7 protein-coding genes and 1 pseudogene are annotated in these 17,203 nt (G+C 69.6%); 2 read left to right on the top strand and 6 right to left on the bottom strand.

Annotated features, from left to right (window positions below):
- Nucleotides 1-22 precede the first annotated feature (22 nt).
- From ABD858_RS33865 to ABD858_RS33855, 3 genes are read right to left on the bottom strand one after another with little or no spacing between them, the layout of a single operon-like run.
- The gene (locus ABD858_RS33865; protein WP_345033730.1) at nucleotides 23-3,721 is read right to left on the bottom strand and encodes a pPIWI_RE_Z domain-containing protein; all 3,699 of its coding nucleotides are present in this window, start codon (nucleotides 3,719-3,721) and stop codon (nucleotides 23-25) included.
- Complete coding sequence (locus ABD858_RS33860) at nucleotides 3,714-4,913, bottom strand: restriction endonuclease-related protein (protein ID WP_345033731.1); 1,200 nt, start codon at nucleotides 4,911-4,913, stop codon at nucleotides 3,714-3,716. The genes ABD858_RS33865 and ABD858_RS33860 overlap by 8 nt, the downstream gene beginning before the upstream one ends.
- Before the next feature lie 55 nt (nucleotides 4,914-4,968).
- Nucleotides 4,969-6,651 carry a PD-(D/E)XK nuclease family protein gene (locus ABD858_RS33855; protein WP_345033732.1) on the bottom strand — a complete coding sequence of 561 codons (1,683 nt, stop codon included), beginning with the start codon at nucleotides 6,649-6,651 and terminating at the stop codon, nucleotides 4,969-4,971.
- Nucleotides 6,652-6,781: 130 nt separating this feature from the next.
- Between ABD858_RS33855 and ABD858_RS33850 the strand changes: the two genes are divergently transcribed.
- Nucleotides 6,782-8,326, top strand: coding sequence for a serine/threonine-protein kinase (locus ABD858_RS33850; RefSeq protein ID WP_345033733.1), 1,545 nt, complete (start codon nucleotides 6,782-6,784; stop codon nucleotides 8,324-8,326).
- Nucleotides 8,327-8,373: 47 nt separating this feature from the next.
- Here the strand turns inward: ABD858_RS33850 and ABD858_RS33845 are convergent, their stop codons facing one another.
- Nucleotides 8,374-10,377 carry an N-6 DNA methylase gene (locus tag ABD858_RS33845; RefSeq protein WP_345033735.1) on the bottom strand — a complete coding sequence of 668 codons (2,004 nt, stop codon included), beginning with the start codon at nucleotides 10,375-10,377 and terminating at the stop codon, nucleotides 8,374-8,376.
- A 318-nt stretch (nucleotides 10,378-10,695) separates the two neighbouring features.
- Here ABD858_RS33845 and ABD858_RS33840 point away from each other — a divergent pair.
- Nucleotides 10,696-11,007 (top strand): annotated as a pseudogene (locus tag ABD858_RS33840) (hypothetical protein); the annotation flags it as partial.
- 122 nt (nucleotides 11,008-11,129) lie between these two features.
- Here the strand turns inward: ABD858_RS33840 and ABD858_RS33835 are convergent.
- A complete protein-coding gene (locus ABD858_RS33835; protein ID WP_345033736.1) occupies nucleotides 11,130-11,759 on the bottom strand; it encodes a protein NO VEIN domain-containing protein in 630 nt (209 codons plus the stop codon).
- A 322-nt stretch (nucleotides 11,760-12,081) separates the two neighbouring features.
- Nucleotides 12,082-13,473, bottom strand: coding sequence for an IS1380 family transposase (locus tag ABD858_RS37030; protein WP_345034278.1), 1,392 nt, complete (start codon nucleotides 13,471-13,473; stop codon nucleotides 12,082-12,084).
- Nucleotides 13,474-17,203: the final 3,730 nt, after the last annotated feature.

The raw sequence follows: 17,203 nt of genomic DNA, 5'->3' as shown, positions 1-17,203 counted from the left end.
CCTCGCGAGCAGAGTCGGGAAGTCAGCGATGGGTCATTGTGCGGAGGGCGTTGTAGAACGGCTGGTACAGGAGACGGACCAGAGAGCGAGCAGACGGGTCGGGGTGGGGCGGGGCGATGTCGGGCCCGTCCGTCAGGTAGGGGTCGAGGATGCCGGCGAGGGCGTGGAGCAGGCCGTCGGTGCCCGGCACATCAGTCCCGGAGGACGGTTGGCCAGTGCTGCCGGGTGCGAGCTGTCTCGCCAGGCGAGGCGAGAAGGCGGCATCGACGAACACCACCCGGGCCGGCACTCCGCCGCGCACCAGACGGCCGATGACCTGCCAGAGCGTGACGAGTTGGTCCCAGGCGAAGGCGCGCTTCTCCCAGGCGGGCAGTGAACTGTAGGCGTACCTGCGGTTGAGCAGCCGACGCCATTCGCGGCGGCCCTGTTGGCGCAGGACTCCGGCCGCTTCGTCCAGCGATCCCGCTTTCTCCATGAGTTCGGTGAGCGTGTGCGGGCCGTCGAGGGTGTCGCGGCGCGGCTGGTCGCGGAGCATGCCGCTCAGCCAATCGTTGACCGCGAAGACGGACAGGTCGAGGTCGTCGGGGCGGGGGTGAGGGCGGACCAGGAACAAAGCCGTGCCGAAGGCCGCTTTGCCCTCCTCGTTGAGGATGTTGTGGCCACGCTCGACGGCCAGCAGCGGAGCGACCAAGACTTCTGCGGTGTCATCGTCGGCGAAGCGGGCGACGTCGCCACGCCGTAGTGTCGCCGGAGTCTCGTCCTGCTGCCCCGGGGCGGTGCCGGCTGGTACGCCGCTGCCGCGGGCCTCGTCATCCGGGATCAGCGCGCTCACCTTGCCGCGCCAGGCGTCGAACCGGTGCAGTGCCTCGGCCACCGCAGCGGCTTCCCGGTAACTGCCCACAAGGATCAGCGCTCTCCGCCGCGTCGTCTCAGGGATACGGCTGATCTCCTGACCCAGCACCGAAGAGCCGCCCGGGCCCGGTTCGCCGAGCCGCCGGGCCATCGCGACCGCCTGGGCGAGCCGGTCGCGCGGCGGTGTGCCGGAGAGGCTCATCGGGCGCTCGTCCCGGTCGTAGAGGAAACGGGTGGCGAACGAGGTTCGGGCCACGGCAGCCAGGGACACGTCGGTGGGCTTGAGGACGAGGCTCACCGGGACGCGGACGTGGGCGCGGCTGGACTCGCCGGCCCAACTGGTACCGGACATCAACACGACGTGCGGGCCGCCACGACCAGTGGCCGGGTCGGCGCCGAGGCTGTTCAGGTTCAGCAGCAGCTCGCGCCCGACTCCGGCACACCGGAAGAAGCGCAGGGTGCCGCCCCGGCGGCCGGCGTCGTCGCGTTCCTCGCCGTCCGGGAGATACTGGTAGCCGAGGATGTTGCCCATGGGCGCCTCGGGCACCAGCGGGGCGTAGTCCAGCGGGACGCGCCGGGCCAGCTCCCTGCCCTGGGAGTCCAGTCGCAGGGCGGCCTCCACGTGCGGCCATAGGAAGGTGAGTCGCTCCAGCCTGTGGTGGAGGGTGCTGAGCAGCAGGAGAAAGGAGAGCCGCAGGCATAGGACGTCCCACCAGTCCTTCGTCGGCTCGGGCGGGGGCGTGGTGAATGCAGGCTGTTCGGCCCGTACTTCCTCCGTCACCCGGTCGACGAGCTGACCGGCCAGCTCACGCACCCGATCCCTCGTGCGGCCCGCTGCCATGTGGTGCAGGAGGGCGTCGGCCGTGTCGGTGAGGACGCCGGTGAGCGGGTCGAGGGCGTCGCCTTCTCCGAACGGATCGTCGCGGAAGGCATCCCAGGCAGCCTCGAGCAAGCGGCGGGCCGGGGAGAGCGCGAGGTGCGGGGAGGGGCCCGGCTCGTCCGCCACGTCGTCATAGCCCTCGTAGAGTTCAGCGCTGTCCTCACCCATGTCGGCCGCCGCGGACGCCTCCCGTTCGACCTGGTACTGCTCGCCTTCGCGGTGGCGCCGGGTCACATCGCGGAACAGATCGTCGAGCAGGCTCTGTTGGAGGGTCCACGGGCTGAAGTAGGCGGGATCAGCCCACTCCCGGAGGTACTCGTCCTTGATCAGCAGAGCGCAGAGCGGATCGACGGCAAGGGTGACGGTTCCCAGTGCCCGGTTCCACTGGGCGACCTGGCCGTCGGTCAGCGGCAGGCGGGCGCGCCTGCTCAGCTCCTCGATCTTGTAACGATTCAGCTGGTCGAGCCAGGAGTCGGTGTCGGGGCGAACCAGCGTGCCGGAGGGGGTGAAGAGGCGGTCCAGTGCCATCTGGACGCTGTCTGCCTCGTCCACGAAAATCAGGTCGCTGCGCAGACAGGCCAGTTCCAGCTGGCGCAGCCGCTCGTCGTTGAGTTGCGCGGGCACCTGGCTCTGTACCAGGCTGGCCGGGTTGGCCACCCAGATCAGAGCGTCGACCTGCGCGCGGGCAGCCGCGTGGCGCGGGCATTCGGCCCACAGAGGGCAACCGTGCGGGCGACCGGGCAGGCGGTCAGGGGCGTGGGCCTGGCGGGGTGCGGTGTTCCTCCGGTCGGGAGTCCACTGCTCCAGGACGACTGATTCCGGTTCCGCTGGGCCGCGCTGTGGCTCGGGATGCAGCCGGGTGCATGGTGCGTCGCGGTATTGCAGCGGATCGCCGTCGACGCCGCGCAGACCGCTCACTGCGCAGGCGGTGCTCAGCAGGTCGAAGCCGGGGTCGTCGTGGTCGAGGAGGTTATCGATTCCTCGGGCGGAGAGCCGCCGGTGCAGCCGCTGGACGTGTTGCTCGCGTGTCGTGGTGCCGAGCACCGGCGCGACGGCGATGTCGAGTGCCTCGAAGAGACTGCACAGCCGTAGCTGTTCGGCGACGTCTCCGACGACGAGCGTGGTGCGCAGCGGGATCTCGCGCCGGGCGGCCCACACGGCCACCAGAATCATGAACGTGCTCTTGCCGGCGCCGACCATGCCGGCTAGGTGTACCATGCCGGCCAGTTCGACCTCGTCGGCCTCGGTGTAGTCCGTTCCCGCGGCATTGCGGGGCGCGAACCTGACCCCCTCCAGCCGCTGTTCCCAGTGACCGGGATGCGGGACCTCCGCCTCGCGCTCGGCCTCGTCCATCCACCGGGCCGTTGCTCGCAGTTCGGCGCGGCACACGCTGAGGGGCTCGCCGCCCCCGGGCCGTCCTGCGGCAAGGTCGTGGCCGGGTGGGTTGGCGCGGACGAGTTCCTCGGGAATGGTAACCGAGGCGTTGCGGCGGCGTTCCTGGAAGGAACTCGTCCCTGCCGGGGCCGGTTTGAGGGCACGGGTGACCAGGTCCGGCAGCCGGCTGAGGGCCTGGTCGTAGATGTCCATCCGTCGCCCGGCCACCATCGGTACCACGGGTCGGGGACCGCCGGTGGTTCCGACTGGCGGCAGCTCGTAAGCCCGCAGCCTGTTGGCGACCGACCGGTAGGCGTCCAGCGCCTGCCGCCAGGCGCGCCGCCGCAGCGGCCACAGGAGGTGCCGGGCGGCGGCGAGGGCCGTGCGCTGCCACGGATGTTGCGCCAGCCCGGCGTGTTGCGCGAACGGGTAACCGCCGAACAGCGCATAGGCATCCACGGCATCCGCCGTAGGGGCAAGCCGTTCGAGCAGCCGCAGCCCCAGCTCGACGCGGCACAACTCGACGGGGCCAAACCCGTCCGGGGCTCCGGCCTCGGGCCATTCGTCCCTCAACTCCCCCGCTACAGCCTCGCACCAGGCTTTCTCATCACGCATCTGTGCCCTCCTGGCTCTCGGCGCGGGTGCCACGGCGCGACTCGGCCAGCCGCTGCCGGGCAGCCCGGATCAATTCGTCGTCGGTGAGCAGGCGTACGGCAGCAGCCGCTGGGGGCCGAGCTCGCTGAAACGCCTGCTGATAGCCGGGGCGCTCGCGTACCCGGTAGACAGGCACCACCCAGAACGCCTCGTCGTACGGAGGCTCGGGCCGCACGGGGCGGGCGGCTCGGCCGAGGAAGGCCGGGTGCGCCCAGTCTTTGACGTCGACGGCCCAGCGGTGGCCGTCGGGGAAGACCACCAGCAGGTCGTAGGTGTCGAAACCCGGCCACATGGTGACGTCGAGGCCCAGACCGGTGAGCCGGTCCTCCAATTCCACCTCAGCCAGTCCCGGCCCGGTGACGTGTCGGCGCAGCGGGCGCTCCAGCTGGTACAAAGTGCCGGCGTGAGCCGCCTCGATCAGACGGCCGACCGGCGGGTCTCCCTGCCGTCGGCAGCGATCCCGCTCGCACCACCACTCTCTGCCTGCAAGCGGCGTCAGCAGTGTTCCGCAGCGACCGCACACCGCGTAGCAACCATCCCGGCTCCAGGAAAGAGGGACCTCCGGGTAGATCAGGTCGATGAGCTCCCAGACCGGCTCCAGCGTGAAGTCGCCGTGCAAGGCGAAGAGCTCCTGGGCTGTAAGCACCGGCCGCCGCACCAACAGGCTGCGGAACTCGGTGTATGCGTCCTCCTCTCCGTGGCTGCGGCAGCGGTCCAGAGCGGTCCGCATCACCTGCTGGTCGCGATGCCGCACAGCCGGGTCGGGCGCCGAATGTTCCCATTCGCTCCACTCATGGCACAACTGGGTGGGGCGATGCGAGTACGGGTCTAGCAGAACGTCGTCGGGGCCGACGGCGTCCGACGGCAGTGACAGCGGCCAGTCCTCCAACGGGATGTCAGCACACCGCTGGACGAGTTCGGCGAGTGAGGCGGGTGGCCGGAGTCCGCCGCGCAGCCAGGCGACAACCGCCCGGTCCAGGGCGAGTTGGACGACGGGAGGGTACGGAAGACAGAAGGCGTCCAACCCAGTGGTGTGGTCCAGGACACACAGGGCCCGGGCCACGGTGGCCAGCAGCGGCACGCCGTCATGGGCAGCCCAGGCATCGAGCGTTTCGGCGGACGAATCGAAGGTGGCAAGGGGACTCGCAGGCACGGTTTCCACTCCAGGTGGTGCGACGAGCGACATGACGGAAACAACGGAAATTCCCTCAACCTGCGGCAGCCACGCGCTCTTTACCAGTGGCACACCAGGACAGCGCCTCGCAGCCTGTGCAGTCGTAACCGGGCCGGGGCACCGCGTCGTAGCGGGTCTCGGCGGACCAAGGCACGGTGTACGAGGCAAGGACGGTACGGGCGTGCTCGACCGTGGCCTCATCGCCCGGATCGAACTCTTCAAGGGACACCCCGTCCGGGCGCAGGATCTCCAGTTCCACGCGGGATCGTCGCGAATCGCCGCCGAGCACGCCGCCCGCCAGAAGCAGTAACGAGAGGGCGAGCTGCGGATGCTTCTCCAGCAGAACGGACCGGCCGCCTGGTGGAAACGCGCTGGTCTTGGTCTCGCGGACGACGACGCCGCCGCGTTCCTCGTAGACCAGATCGCACGAGGCGATGACCACGACGTCGGACTGCGGGTCGTGGGCCATCACTCGATGCTGCGGGCGGAACCGCGTCGCCGCCGGATTGTCGAGCGGGCACCTGGCCTGGTGGGCCCGGAGCATGCCGAGGGCGGGGGCCAGCTCATCGTCCGTGAGGCCGGGCAGGTGTGCGGGTAGGGGCACCTCGCGGCACGGCGAGGCGTCCGCCGAGGTGTGCCGGGCGTTGAGCCAGCCGTCGACGGCCCGGCCTCTGCGCACGGCCTCGTTCTCCTGAACGGAGGCCGGCAGCTTGAGTACGCGGGTCAGGTGGTAGCGGGCGGGACAGTCGCGGTGTGCTCTCAGGTCGCTGACCGATACCGTGCGCCGCTTGCGAGGCCGCGTGGGAGGTGGGAGCACGAGGAGATCGGGCGCCCGCGGTACGACGGGGCACTCGGGTAACACCTTGCAACCTGCGCAGTGGGCACCGGCGACGCGATCGCGGCCGTCGAGGACACGGCCGAGCCGGGGCACGACGTGCTGCTCGTGCAAGTCCATGATCTCTTCAGCGGTCCAGTCCGCGAAGGCGTCGGTCTCCGTTGTGCGCAGAAGACGGACCCGGCCTTCGGTAAGGCCGGCGGAGTAGACCCGGACGCGTTCTGGCCGCGGCGGCGGCGCCGGGTGCCTGAGAGCTGGGGAGTGATGCTCGAAGGATGGGATGCGAGCCGGAGTCCCGTAATACAGGACAGAGGCGACAGCGGCGAGTTCGGGCAGCGGGAGTCGCTCTTTGGCATCTCCTTTGGTGGGAATCACGAGTTCGCGCAGCGTCGCGTCGTCCGAGACGTACTGCCTCCCCCAGACAGTGCGCTCGTAGTCGGTGATGCCGCGCTCGTCGGGCTCCTCAAGCGTGCGAAACGCGATCCATGCGTCCGGGGCGCGGAACGTGCGCGGAACGTCGGCGCTGTCGCGGCTTTCCTGGTCCCTGCGGCGGGCGTCGAGGTAACGCTCCGCGGCCGCCGCCGACCAGGTCACGTGCTGCGGCAGGCACCGGGAGCGCGTCCGGCGACACCGCTCCATGGCCTCTTCGATGCTCTGCGCCGCGCCGGACTCCAGTTGATCGAGCAGTTCCTGCACGAGCGCGAACGGGAACTCCTCGCGTGGAGTCTTGGACGAAACCCGTTCCGCAGCGAACACGTCGCGGCGGACACTGAGAGCACGGTTCATCGGACAACCGGGCTCCTCGTCGCGCAGATGACGGACCGGGATGCGGGCCAGGCGCCCGACGCCGACCGTACCGGGAGGGTTGTCCCAGGGCTGCACGGTGCCGACTCCTTGCAGTCTCGACGGTGAGGGCATCACCGTGACAGAGCTCTGTGAACAAAGTCAAGGCACGCAAGAATCTCCTGTAGCTTGCTGTCTGACGGTTCGCCAGGAGAGGCAGGGAGTGTGTGTGGTGGAGCCATGGCCGGCGGGGAAGAAGCTCGCGGGCAGATTCAGCCGCGCCGGCGAAGGCGCATGGGGTGGCATGGGGGTCGTCTATCGGGCGACCGACGACAGGCATGCCGAGCGGGCGGTCGCGGTGAAGTTCCTGTGGCCTCGAGATCCGGAGGCCACCCTGCGCGGGTACCGGACTCCCACCCCACAAGAGCTACGGCGTTTCGACCGCGAGTGCGAAATGCACCAACGCTTCGGTGGCCGGGGCGTGCCAGCCTTCGTCCACGCCGATCTCTCCCCGCCGCGCCCGTACCTCGTCACAGAGTACGTCGACGGCGATGACCTGCATGCTTTTCTCACCCGGAACCGACCCACCCTGTCGGCTGCGGCGTGTGTGATCGTCCCGCTGCTGGAAGTGCTCGGTCGGGTGCACGGCGCGGGCGTGGTACACCGGGACGTCAAGCCAGCCAACATCCTGCTGGCCCGACGCGACGGCGTCGTATACCTCACCGACTTCGGCATCGCCCTGCCGAAAGATCCGGCGGCCACCCGGTACACCAACGGACGGACGCCCGGCACGATCGGCTACATGGCTCCGGAGATCCACCGCGGCGAACGGAACCCGGGCCCGGAGGCCGACCTCTACAGTGTCGCCTGCATCGCGTTCCAGATGGTAACTGGACGGCTGGTCTTCGAGGCCGGCCACTCCGACTACGACTTGGCCCGCCTGCACTGCGAGGAGCGGCCGCCGCTGCTCAGCGACGACGTCCCCGGCCTGCCGTCCGAGATCGTGGACATCACGGACCGTATGCTCGCCAAGTCGCCCGCCGATCGGCCGCCTCTGGAACTGGCACTTGAGATCTGGCGGCCCCTGCTGCCCTCGCCGGGCGACTCCTCTCCACGCCCCGCCCTCGACCCGGACCCGACCCTGCCCCATCGCACCCCGGGGACCGCTGCGGCCCCGCTCTCGGAAGCAGCGCCGACGGGTCCGCGCCGCCCTCGGGTGCATCGCCGACCCGTCGGCGGTCCCACCCGGTCCGCGCTCCGAAATCTGTGCGCCGAGGCCGAGATCGAAATCGAACGCGGCGAACCGGACAAGGCCGTCGACGAGTTGACCGCCATGCTGCTGCGCGCCGAGCAGTGCCTCCCTGGGGCGGTCCGCGAAGTGCAAAGCGCGCGCCTCGTCGTGGCCCGTGCTCAGATGCTGCGCGGAGAGACTGCCTCCGCGGGCCGCATCTGCCGGGATGTCGCCAGGCGGCTCGCGGACGCATCGGCCGGCACGGATGCCGGTGAACTGCGAGCACGGGCACGGCTCGTCGCGGTCCAGGTGATGACCGCGGAAGGGAGCCCGGTCCAGGCGGTGGCCGACACTTGGCTGGAGCTGGCCGAGGAACTCGCGTTCTGGCCCGGGCCAGGACCATCCCGCCAGACCGTGGAATTCTGCCGAGAAGTAGGAGTCGAAGTGAAGGAACTTGTTCTGGACGCGAGGCAAGGTGAAGTGTCCCCGGCGCTGCCCGAGGCAATCCGCAAGCTGCTGGATCGCCTGCCAGGGCCAGCTTGAGGAACTCCGCGGAAACCGGGGCCCTGCCTCTGCCTGGGCCCGGCCCCTCACTCCTCCGTCAGCCTGCCCTGGGCCAGCAGCCCCGACAACATGGCTGAGAGCGCATCACCGTGCCTGCCCAGGTCGGCCACCGCCTCCCGGAACCGGACGAGTCGGCGGTGGACCTCCCCGATCCGCCGCTGCTGCGTCGCCGGCGCGCGCAGGACGCGGAGTCGGCGCACGTCGACGCGAGAGGAAGAGGAGGCACGCGTCCCTGCCCGCTGGTCGTTGCCTGGCGCGCTCAGACACGCGGCGAGGAAGAACGGGTCGAGCAGCGCAGGGTCGGTCCGCAGCCGGACGGTGTGGGCACCGAGCAGTCGCGGTCCGGCCGTCTCGACCCAGACGTCGAATCCGCCGGCCGCGGTCACGACCACGACATCGCCGAAGGACGTCAGAACCCCCTGTCCCTCAGCCTCCAACTCGGTGGCCTGCGCCGCGGCAACCCATGGCTCCTCACCCCGTACGGCCCATGGGGTGATGACGGGCAGAGCATCCTCGGCCTGCTCTCCCTGCTGGATCAGATCGTCAGCGAGAACCTTGCCGGGCATCACCTCGAGAGCACCGGAACGCTCCAGATCACCTACGAAGATGTAGCTGAAGTCGTCCGGCGCTGCGGCACTCGCCTCGTGTTCGCGTACTGCCTTGGCCGCATCGTCCATATCCATCAGGGCCCTGTCCCAGCCGGTCCAGGCGCGGCGCAGTTCCACCGGCCCCACGGACCGCTCGGTCACGGTACGGCGAGAGGGCGTCAGGTCGGTCCCGTCACTAAGCAGTTCCGCGGTCGGCACCCGTGTGACGCCAAGTAGGTCACTGCCACGCAGGGCCGCCACGGTGCGCTCACGCAGACCGTCCCAGTCGACGGCCATGCCGCGACCGGTGATCGCGGTCGTCCGGCAGTCCGCAGCGTCGACGAAGGTCACCTCATCCGCGGAATGTTCACGGGGCGTCGCCAGCAGCCACAGATGCAATCCCACCCCATGCGGCGGCGCGCTCCCGGGCGGCAGCGCGACTACGGCTCGCACGGCTCCGGTGCGTACCAACCCCGCCCGAATTCGCCGTCCGGCCCGGCGCGAAGCGACACCCGGTGGTAGGACCAGCACTGCTACTCCCCCAGGTTCCAGCACGGACAGACAGTGCTGCACCCACGCCAGCTCAGGCTCGGTCCGTGGTGGCGTGCCATACGTCCAGCGAGGATCGGTCGCCAGTTCGTCGTGCCCCCAGGAACGCTCGTTGGACGGTGGATAGCTCAGAACCACGTCTGCGCGAGAGGCGTGCCGCAGGGGGGCATCAAGCAGTGTGTCCCCAGACTGCACGTGACGCTCGCAGCCCGGGAACTCCAGAGCCAGTCTGGCTCGGGTCAGGCGAGCCACAGCAACATCGTTGTCGACACCTGCCAGCGCAGGCGGAGGTACCTGCCCCGACCATCGCCGACCGGACGCAGCCAGGAGCGAACCCATTCCGCACGCAGGGTCCAGCACCCGACGCACCGGCGCAGTGTCGTCACGGAGTTCGGCCGCCAGAGCCACCATGGTGTCGGCCAGTTGGCGGGGAGTGACGATCAACTGACGTACGTGGACGGCGTGCCAACGATCCAGCAGCACGGCGAAGGCTTCCTTCGACGACTGACGAAGGGCCAGCCGCACGACCTCGTCCGCCAGCTTCCGGTCGGCAGCGCTGGGTTCCGGGGCTCCGCGCGGCGGGTTCATCGCCGGGATCGCCAGGCGCTCCCCCGCCGAGGCCAGTAGATGAGCCATCCCGCCCCGGTCACCGAGGTCCTCGATCCGCGGCCAGAGACGGTCCCAGCCACTGGAGGACTCGTCGATCTTGCCGTGTCGTAGAAGCCAGGATTCCGCATCCGCCAGGGAGAACATGGGGCTGGCGTCAGTGCCGCCGACCGGCTTGGGGAAGTCGCTGTGCCGCCGCCTCCAGTTACTCACGGCGGCACGACCGACTCCGGCAAGCCGCGCGATCCCTGCAAGGCTGAGCGTGACCGGTTCATCGTGCTGCTCCATGGTCTCTCGTTTCAGGGATGGTCTAGCTGGATATGGCAGGCAACGATGCACCCGAGGCATGGCGCAGCCGGCGACCGAAGCCTACGCGTTGACTCTGTCAATGTACTCAGGCTTAGGGTGCACGAGAGCCGAGCCCAGCAGCGAGCCGCACGCACCGCTGTCATTCCCGACGCCATGCCCGCTCCGAAGCATCTGCCCCAGCGGAACGGCAGATGTCTGGATTCGGTGGACTTTCCGCCTCGACAGCTCGGAGCAGGCGCTGCTCTCCACTGAATTCGCATGCTTGCACCCCCATCGGCCCCAAGGGACCAGGAGGTCTTTCCCGAGGTGACCGACACGACGGTGGAGGAGTGGCGGCCGGCCCATGCCGACCTGACGTGGGCGAACGTGACCGGCCCGGAGTTCTACAGGATCGACTGGGAGGACCGGGGCATAGTGCCACGAGGGCTGGACGCGGCAACGCTACGGGGCCATTCCCTCGCCGTCCCGGCCATTGTGGAACGTGTGTGGAGCGAGCGACGGCCGGACTTGGAGAGCAGGCCCGGACGGCTGATGGCGCTGTTCTTGTTCGCGAAGGGCACCGGGCCACACGCGCGCCCCAAGGATCCGCGGCTCGAGCCGGCCAGGAAGGAAGGCTCTGCACTACGAGGTGTTCGAGGAACTCGGCGGCAAAGTAGACCGAAGGCGGGCACGCCTGGATGGAGCGGGCCACCTCCGTCGTCCCACGGCCAGCCGGGCGCGCACTTGTTGATTCAGCCGAGGTTGAATCGGAGCCTCAGCTGGGTGCTGACCAGTTCGTAGCCAGCGAGGTCGGGGGCGCCGAATGGGTTGGGCAGGACGGTGATGTTGCGGCGGTCGCGGTCGAGGACGTGAGAGACGTACACGATGAAGTACGTCTCGTCCGGCTTCAGGCGAGAAGCGCGTCGAACCTCGGATTCGCCGAGGATGATCTCGCCGCTGTGGCCGGTGGATGCCTTGACCTCGTAGAGGTAGGTCGCGTCGCCGTCGTGGATGAGGAAGTCGTAGCCGAGCCGGTCGTCCCCCGGCTGCGCGCCGGCGAGCCCGTGGACTCGCAGGCCGGACTTCCATGAGTCCTGTGGTTCGACCCCGAACTGCTCTTGCAGCCACGCGGCCACCGCCGCCTCCCCCGCAAGGCCCACGGCCAATGTCCGGTCTTGGTCGCTCGCGGGGACCTGGTACGAACCGCTGTGCGACCTTGCACCGGACGACGAGGAGGTGCGTGGCTGCGGAATGCGGGGCGCGAGCGCCGTGGCGGACGTAGCCGAGGTGGCCCGCTGCTTAGGCGTGAGGTCTGCGGCCACCTCGCGGGCGAGCGCCGCCAGGTCGTCGGGCCGGGCCGACACGGGCCTGCCGTTCAGCATTACATGGGGGCCGGGTGCGGACCCACCGGGTCCGCACCCGCCCGTGGCTCCGCCGGTGCTCCCCGCGGGCTCCAGGGGACGTGTCGCGGCCAGTCCGAGGTCCGCGCGCCGGTCCGACAGAGGCATGTCTTGGGGCCAGTGACCGCGAGCCCTAAGCCTTGATCCACCGACGTGGTCTGAAAGTGGTCTTCTGACTGATCCTGAGCCCGTTTCGGGATGGTCGTTGGGCTTGGGCAGCGTGTAGCTGCTGGTCTGCCCAGCGTTTCCACGTGTTCGGTTCCGGTTGGGCCCTGGCGGGCGGGGTGGGCAGGGGCGGTTCGTGTCAGCCGGCTGGTCCGTGGACGGTGTCGAAGAGGTGTGTCCAGGCGTGCTGCCAGGGCCAGTTGTGGGGCAGGTGCAGGGTGATGCGTCGCGCTGAGCGGGCGATCCTGGCGGGGACGTGGACCAGGTGGGCGCGGAGGGTGGCGGTGGTGGCCTTGGCGTGGAAGGCGGAGGTCAGTGCGCCGGTGGCCCGCAGCAGGTTGTAGGTCACGGCCCACAGGGTGAGCCAGGCCGCGTTGGCGTTGAAGTGTCCGGAGGGCAGGTGGGCCAGGGCTGAGGCCTTGCTGTCCGCGATGACTTGTTCGACAACGGCATGGTGGCGGTGTTCCCGCTCGGCTTGCAGGGTCTGGGCGGGGTTGTCGGTGATGAACGGGTGGTAGCGCCAGACCGGGAACAGTTCGCCCTGCTCACCCACGACGGCGGGCTTGGCCAGGTCACGGACCCGGCGCACGATCAGCCGGGCCGTGACCTGCTCCGCCTTCTTGCGGCTGGCGAACGCGGTGTAGGCGGGTATCTCGGCGACTTCGGCGTCCGAGATGAGCTCGCCGGTTTCGGGGTCGGGCACGGCGGTGGGATAGGTGATCTGCTGCCATGCCTGGTCGGGGATGCTGTGGACGGCCCGTTTGATGGAGGGGTTCATGCCGGTGGTGATCGAGAAGTGGGATCCGGCCCGGCGGCAGGCGGCGATCACACCGGCGTTGTAGAACTGCGAGTCCGCGCGCAGGATGCGCATGCCGGTGCAGCCGGCCTCGGCGGCGGTGGCCAGGGCTTCACTGACGAACTTCGGGGCGCCGCGGGAGTCGGCGGACTTGCCGCGGCGCATCCGGACCCCGGCGATCACCGGGCGGGAGCGGGGGGTGCAGATCGTGGCGAGCAGGGGGTGCAGGGTGCGGACGCCCTTGAACCGGCCGTACTCGGCGCCCTGTTTGGCGCGTCCGTAGACCCGCTTGTGGGTGGAGTCGACATCGATGAACGCCTTCTCGCCGGAACCGGGCAGCAATGGGGTGTGCGTGGCCAGTGCGGCCAGGAATCTGCGGTGCACAGCGTGGAGCTGGAGTGCGTGACCGTGGGTGAACGCGCGCAGGAACGTGCCGAGCGTGGACGGGGCACGGATGCCGCCAAACAGGGTCGGCATCGCACCGTGCCGCAGGACGTCCAGGTCGTCGATGCTGTCCGCGCCTGCGACCATGCCGGCCACGATGCTGGTGACCTTGGCGTCCGCTGCGGCACCCGCGCTGTTCTTCGCCCCGGTCAGCTTCACCTTCTCCGCCGCCAGACGGGCAAGCCCGCACCGCTCGGCCAGCCGCATCACCGGGACCAGCCCGGCATACGCGACCAGATTCGTGTCGTCGAACGCGGCGGACACCGCCGACGCGGCATGGGAAGATTGCATCTCGCGGGTGTTCTCTTGCTCTGTGGATGTGGAACCGTAGGAAGTCCCATCATCCCAGCTCAGAGGGCACCCGCGTCTACATGTCCAAGCCCTGAACCGGCTATTGCTCGGTGGATCAAGGCTAAGCCAAGCGGTCAACGCCTTCACGGACAAGACTTCGAAGTCCAGCAGGCCGTCGCCGTCCAGTTCCCGCAGGATGTCCTGGGCCGGGGGCAGCACCGTGGGGCGACTTGCGGCATGGAAGTGCTCCCATTCCTCGATTAGTTGCCGCAGCCGCGGTACCTGCTTGTGCACCGCTGTGCTGGATGCCTCGCGTACCTCGGCCAGCGGCCTCAGCGGGCGTGACGTCGAGGAGGGTGCGGGAAGCTGTTTCATCAGCCAGGCGTCCGCGTGGGCTTGGAGGAGTTCGTCGGAGAGATGCCACAGCGTCGTGTGCCAGGCCGGGTCCGGCGCCAGTAGGGAGAGGTCGCGCAGCTTCACGTACCCGGCCAGGGACCGTCCGGACCGGTGGACGTCCCTATAGGCGTCCCTGATCCGCTCGGCGAGCGCGGGACGGTTCCGCTGAAGCCATGCCGCGAAATGCCGTTCATGCCGGTCCCTGTTGTCGATCTCCGGGAGGCCCAGAGCGCGCCATGCGCGGTTGGCGTCGACAAGAGACACGGATATGGCGCTCAGTTGCCGTTCCCGGTCGTCGTCCTCCAGCAACCGCACGAGCTGTTCCGCGTTCGGTGCGCCGATCCGGTCGGTGAGCCAGGTGAGGAGGGCGGCGCGGTCGGAGAAGTCCTCGGTGTGTTGCCGCAGTTGCTCCGCGAGGTCGAGATCGAGGCAGGCGAGGAGGGGGACAAGCCGCGCGCTGCCGGAACGCTGTGACGCCCGCTCGGCGAGGACGGCGTGCAGTTGGTGCGGCCGCAGGTCCAGGACGTCCGTGAGATCCTCCTCCGGGACGTGGTCGGTCTTCAGGCCGCGTTCCTCCAGTTTGGTTAGCGCCTTCCAGAGCAGGTCTGCGAGGTAGGGTGCGCCGATGAGGGCAGCCACGGCGGGGGCTGCGGTGCGGAGCACTCGCCAGCCGGTACGCGGCTCGCTGTGCACGACGACCACACGGGGCCGGTCTGGGTGCGGGTGCAGCAGGGCTCGGTCCGCTCCGTGCTCGGTGAGCCGGTGGCCGGCGATCCAGAGGACGGCCTCGCCGGCCACGGTCACGTCGCAGCGATGCAGTAGGCCGGCCACGTCGGCCGCGGCCACGGGCTCCGGACGGGACGCTCTTTCCTCGTCGAACTCCACCAGGGCCGCGACCAGGGTGAGCAGCCAGGATCCCGCGTACTCCGTCAACGGCACATGCGGTGCGTCACGGACGGGCAATCCGTCGGCCTGGATGTCGTGCGCGGCCTCGCCGCACCGCTGGACGTCGAACGTAGTCCTCCGTTGGAGGAAAGCGTGGACCCGGCCGCCCAGTGCCCTGTCCCGTACCGGGATCACGGGCACGGGGACCCGGTCCAGAAGAGCTCGGTTCTGGGCCCCATCAAGATCCGGGACGAAGACCGTCTCATCCGTCTCCGCCGGGTCCAGCGAGGCGAGGGCACCAGCGCGGGTCACCAGCAGCCGGCGCGGCGCCGCGGGCTGCCCGCCGTCGGCGGTGCGCATCCCGCCCTCCGCCGGCAGCAGCTGCGCCCACGCCTTCTCGTACTCCCGTCCGATCTCGTGCGCGAGTCTTCCTTCCCTGAGGTGGACGTTGGCCTGCACCAGGTCCGGCAGGTGGCGGAGCCGGTCGAGCGCGGTGCCGGGATCGTCCCAGGAGCGGATGCCGAGCAGGCCGAGCCGTGCCACGAGCTTGGCGGACCGCCTGCTGCGCAAGGAAGCCGGCACCACGCTGAGGAACTGGGGCGGGGGCTGCGTGCCGTGCCACCACCAGGCCGTGCCGGCGGTGGCGAACACGGTCCCCGCCGAGGTGGCGCTCGGGGCGGCCGTCTGCGGGATCCACGGTGCGTGGGTGAGGAAGGCGGACAGCGGAGTGGGCCAGGGCGTCCCGGCGGGATCGCTGTGGCGTACGAACTGCATCTCCAGTGCGGAGTCGGCCCAGGCGAAGGCGAGGCCGTGCACGATGAGCTCCGCGTAGAGTCTGCGGTCCTCTTCGCAGAAGGCGGCGTAGTCGTCCTGACCGGGCAGCATGGCCGCGGCACGGGAGCGTGAGTGGTACTCCACGCTGATGTAGCCGACCCTACGCCGGTTCCGCCAGCGCTCGGCGCTCGTCCGCCACTGCGGCAGCAGATCCGGCCGCTCCGGGGCCCAGAAACGGGAGGGCCGGTTAAGGGTGTCTCCCCTGACACTGGTGCGGAAGGTCTCGTACCGGGGACGGAGGCCATGAGCGACGTGGTGCCGTTCGAGGAAGCGTCGCATGGCCTCCACGGGGATCGCGTCGCCGCATAGCTCGTCGGGGCGGACGAGGAGCCGTCCTTCCGTCTGGGTGAGCACGGGAGACAGTTCCCGGACGCGCTCCAGGAATCGGGTCAGGGTGTCGTCGACGGAGGAGTGCTCGGCGGGCCATCCCGTCCCGAACATGGCACGGCTCGCGTCGATCCAGCCGGCCCGGGTCAGTACGTGGAGATTCCCCAGGACGGGAGCCCTGCGGCCCTCCGTCTCCAGAGCGTGGGAGACCGCGCAGGCGTAGCGGAGGCAGGCCAAGCGTACGTCGTTGTCCTCGCTGTCCGCGCTCAGTGCGGCTGCGACGACCGCGAGCACCCGGTCGGCGCCGTAGTCGTGGACGAGGTTCGCGGTCCTGAGCCACTTGCGGCCCTGGGCTCTGCGCTTGCGGCCCTTGCCGGACCAGGCGATGCCCTCATGCACGAAGTGCAGGCGGTCGGACAGGCCGTCGGGCAGTGTCGGCAGGGAGCCGCCCTGCGGAGTGTCGCGGTCGAAGAAGACGCCATCCGCGCCGGCCGGTGCCGTCGTCGAACTGGAAGTAATGACGATCCGCTTGCCGGTCAGGGCCGAGCCGTCAGGGAACGCCTGGGAGAGGTCGTAGTAGAAGTCCGCCCACCATCCGGGATCAAAGGTGTCACGTACGGCGGCCTCGGCGAGCCCTTCCGCCCACAACGCGAGGCGCTCTGTGGGGGGTTCGAGGCGCATGCCCACGCTCCTGGCCAGGGACGCCAGCCACCGCAACCGAGTGGGGTGCAGATGCGGGTCGAGGAGATCCATGACCCCCGTGGCGGCGACGGCGTGCGGGGTGAAGACCGTGGAGCCGTCCTTCCCTTCCCACAGAAGGGCACGGTGCAGGGAGGTGCGAGCCCCGGGTGTCGTTCCGATCACCGGGATGAACGGCACGTGGGCGATGCCATTGTCTAGCCGTTGGAAGGCAGACGTCAGCCGCGCCAGTGCCTTGGGCTGCCAGCACATCAGGTCGACGAGCGCGCCACGCGGAATGGATGCCCGCCCATCCGCCGCGGCGAGCACCGCGCGGGCGCACACCTCAGCCACGGTGTCGAGCAGCAGGCCGTTCCATGGCACCGCCTCGTTGAACGAACGACGGTTCATCTCCGCGAAGAACGGTGCGTGGACATAGCCGCGGACGGGTGCCGAGATCTGCTCGCCCATCGGCAGGAAGGCGTAGAGCCGCCCGTCCCGCAAGGGATCGCCAACCGGTACGGCGACCCGTACCTCGGCCTTCTTCTCCCAGGCCATCCAGTCGCGTCGCATCCCGCTCTTCTCGATCGACGCGGCGAGCGCCTCCCGT

The organism is Streptomyces sannanensis (assembly GCF_039536205.1).
GTDB classification, from domain to species: Bacteria; Actinomycetota; Actinomycetes; order Streptomycetales; family Streptomycetaceae; genus Streptomyces; species Streptomyces sannanensis.
This window is presented reverse-complemented; position numbering and strand designations above follow the sequence as displayed.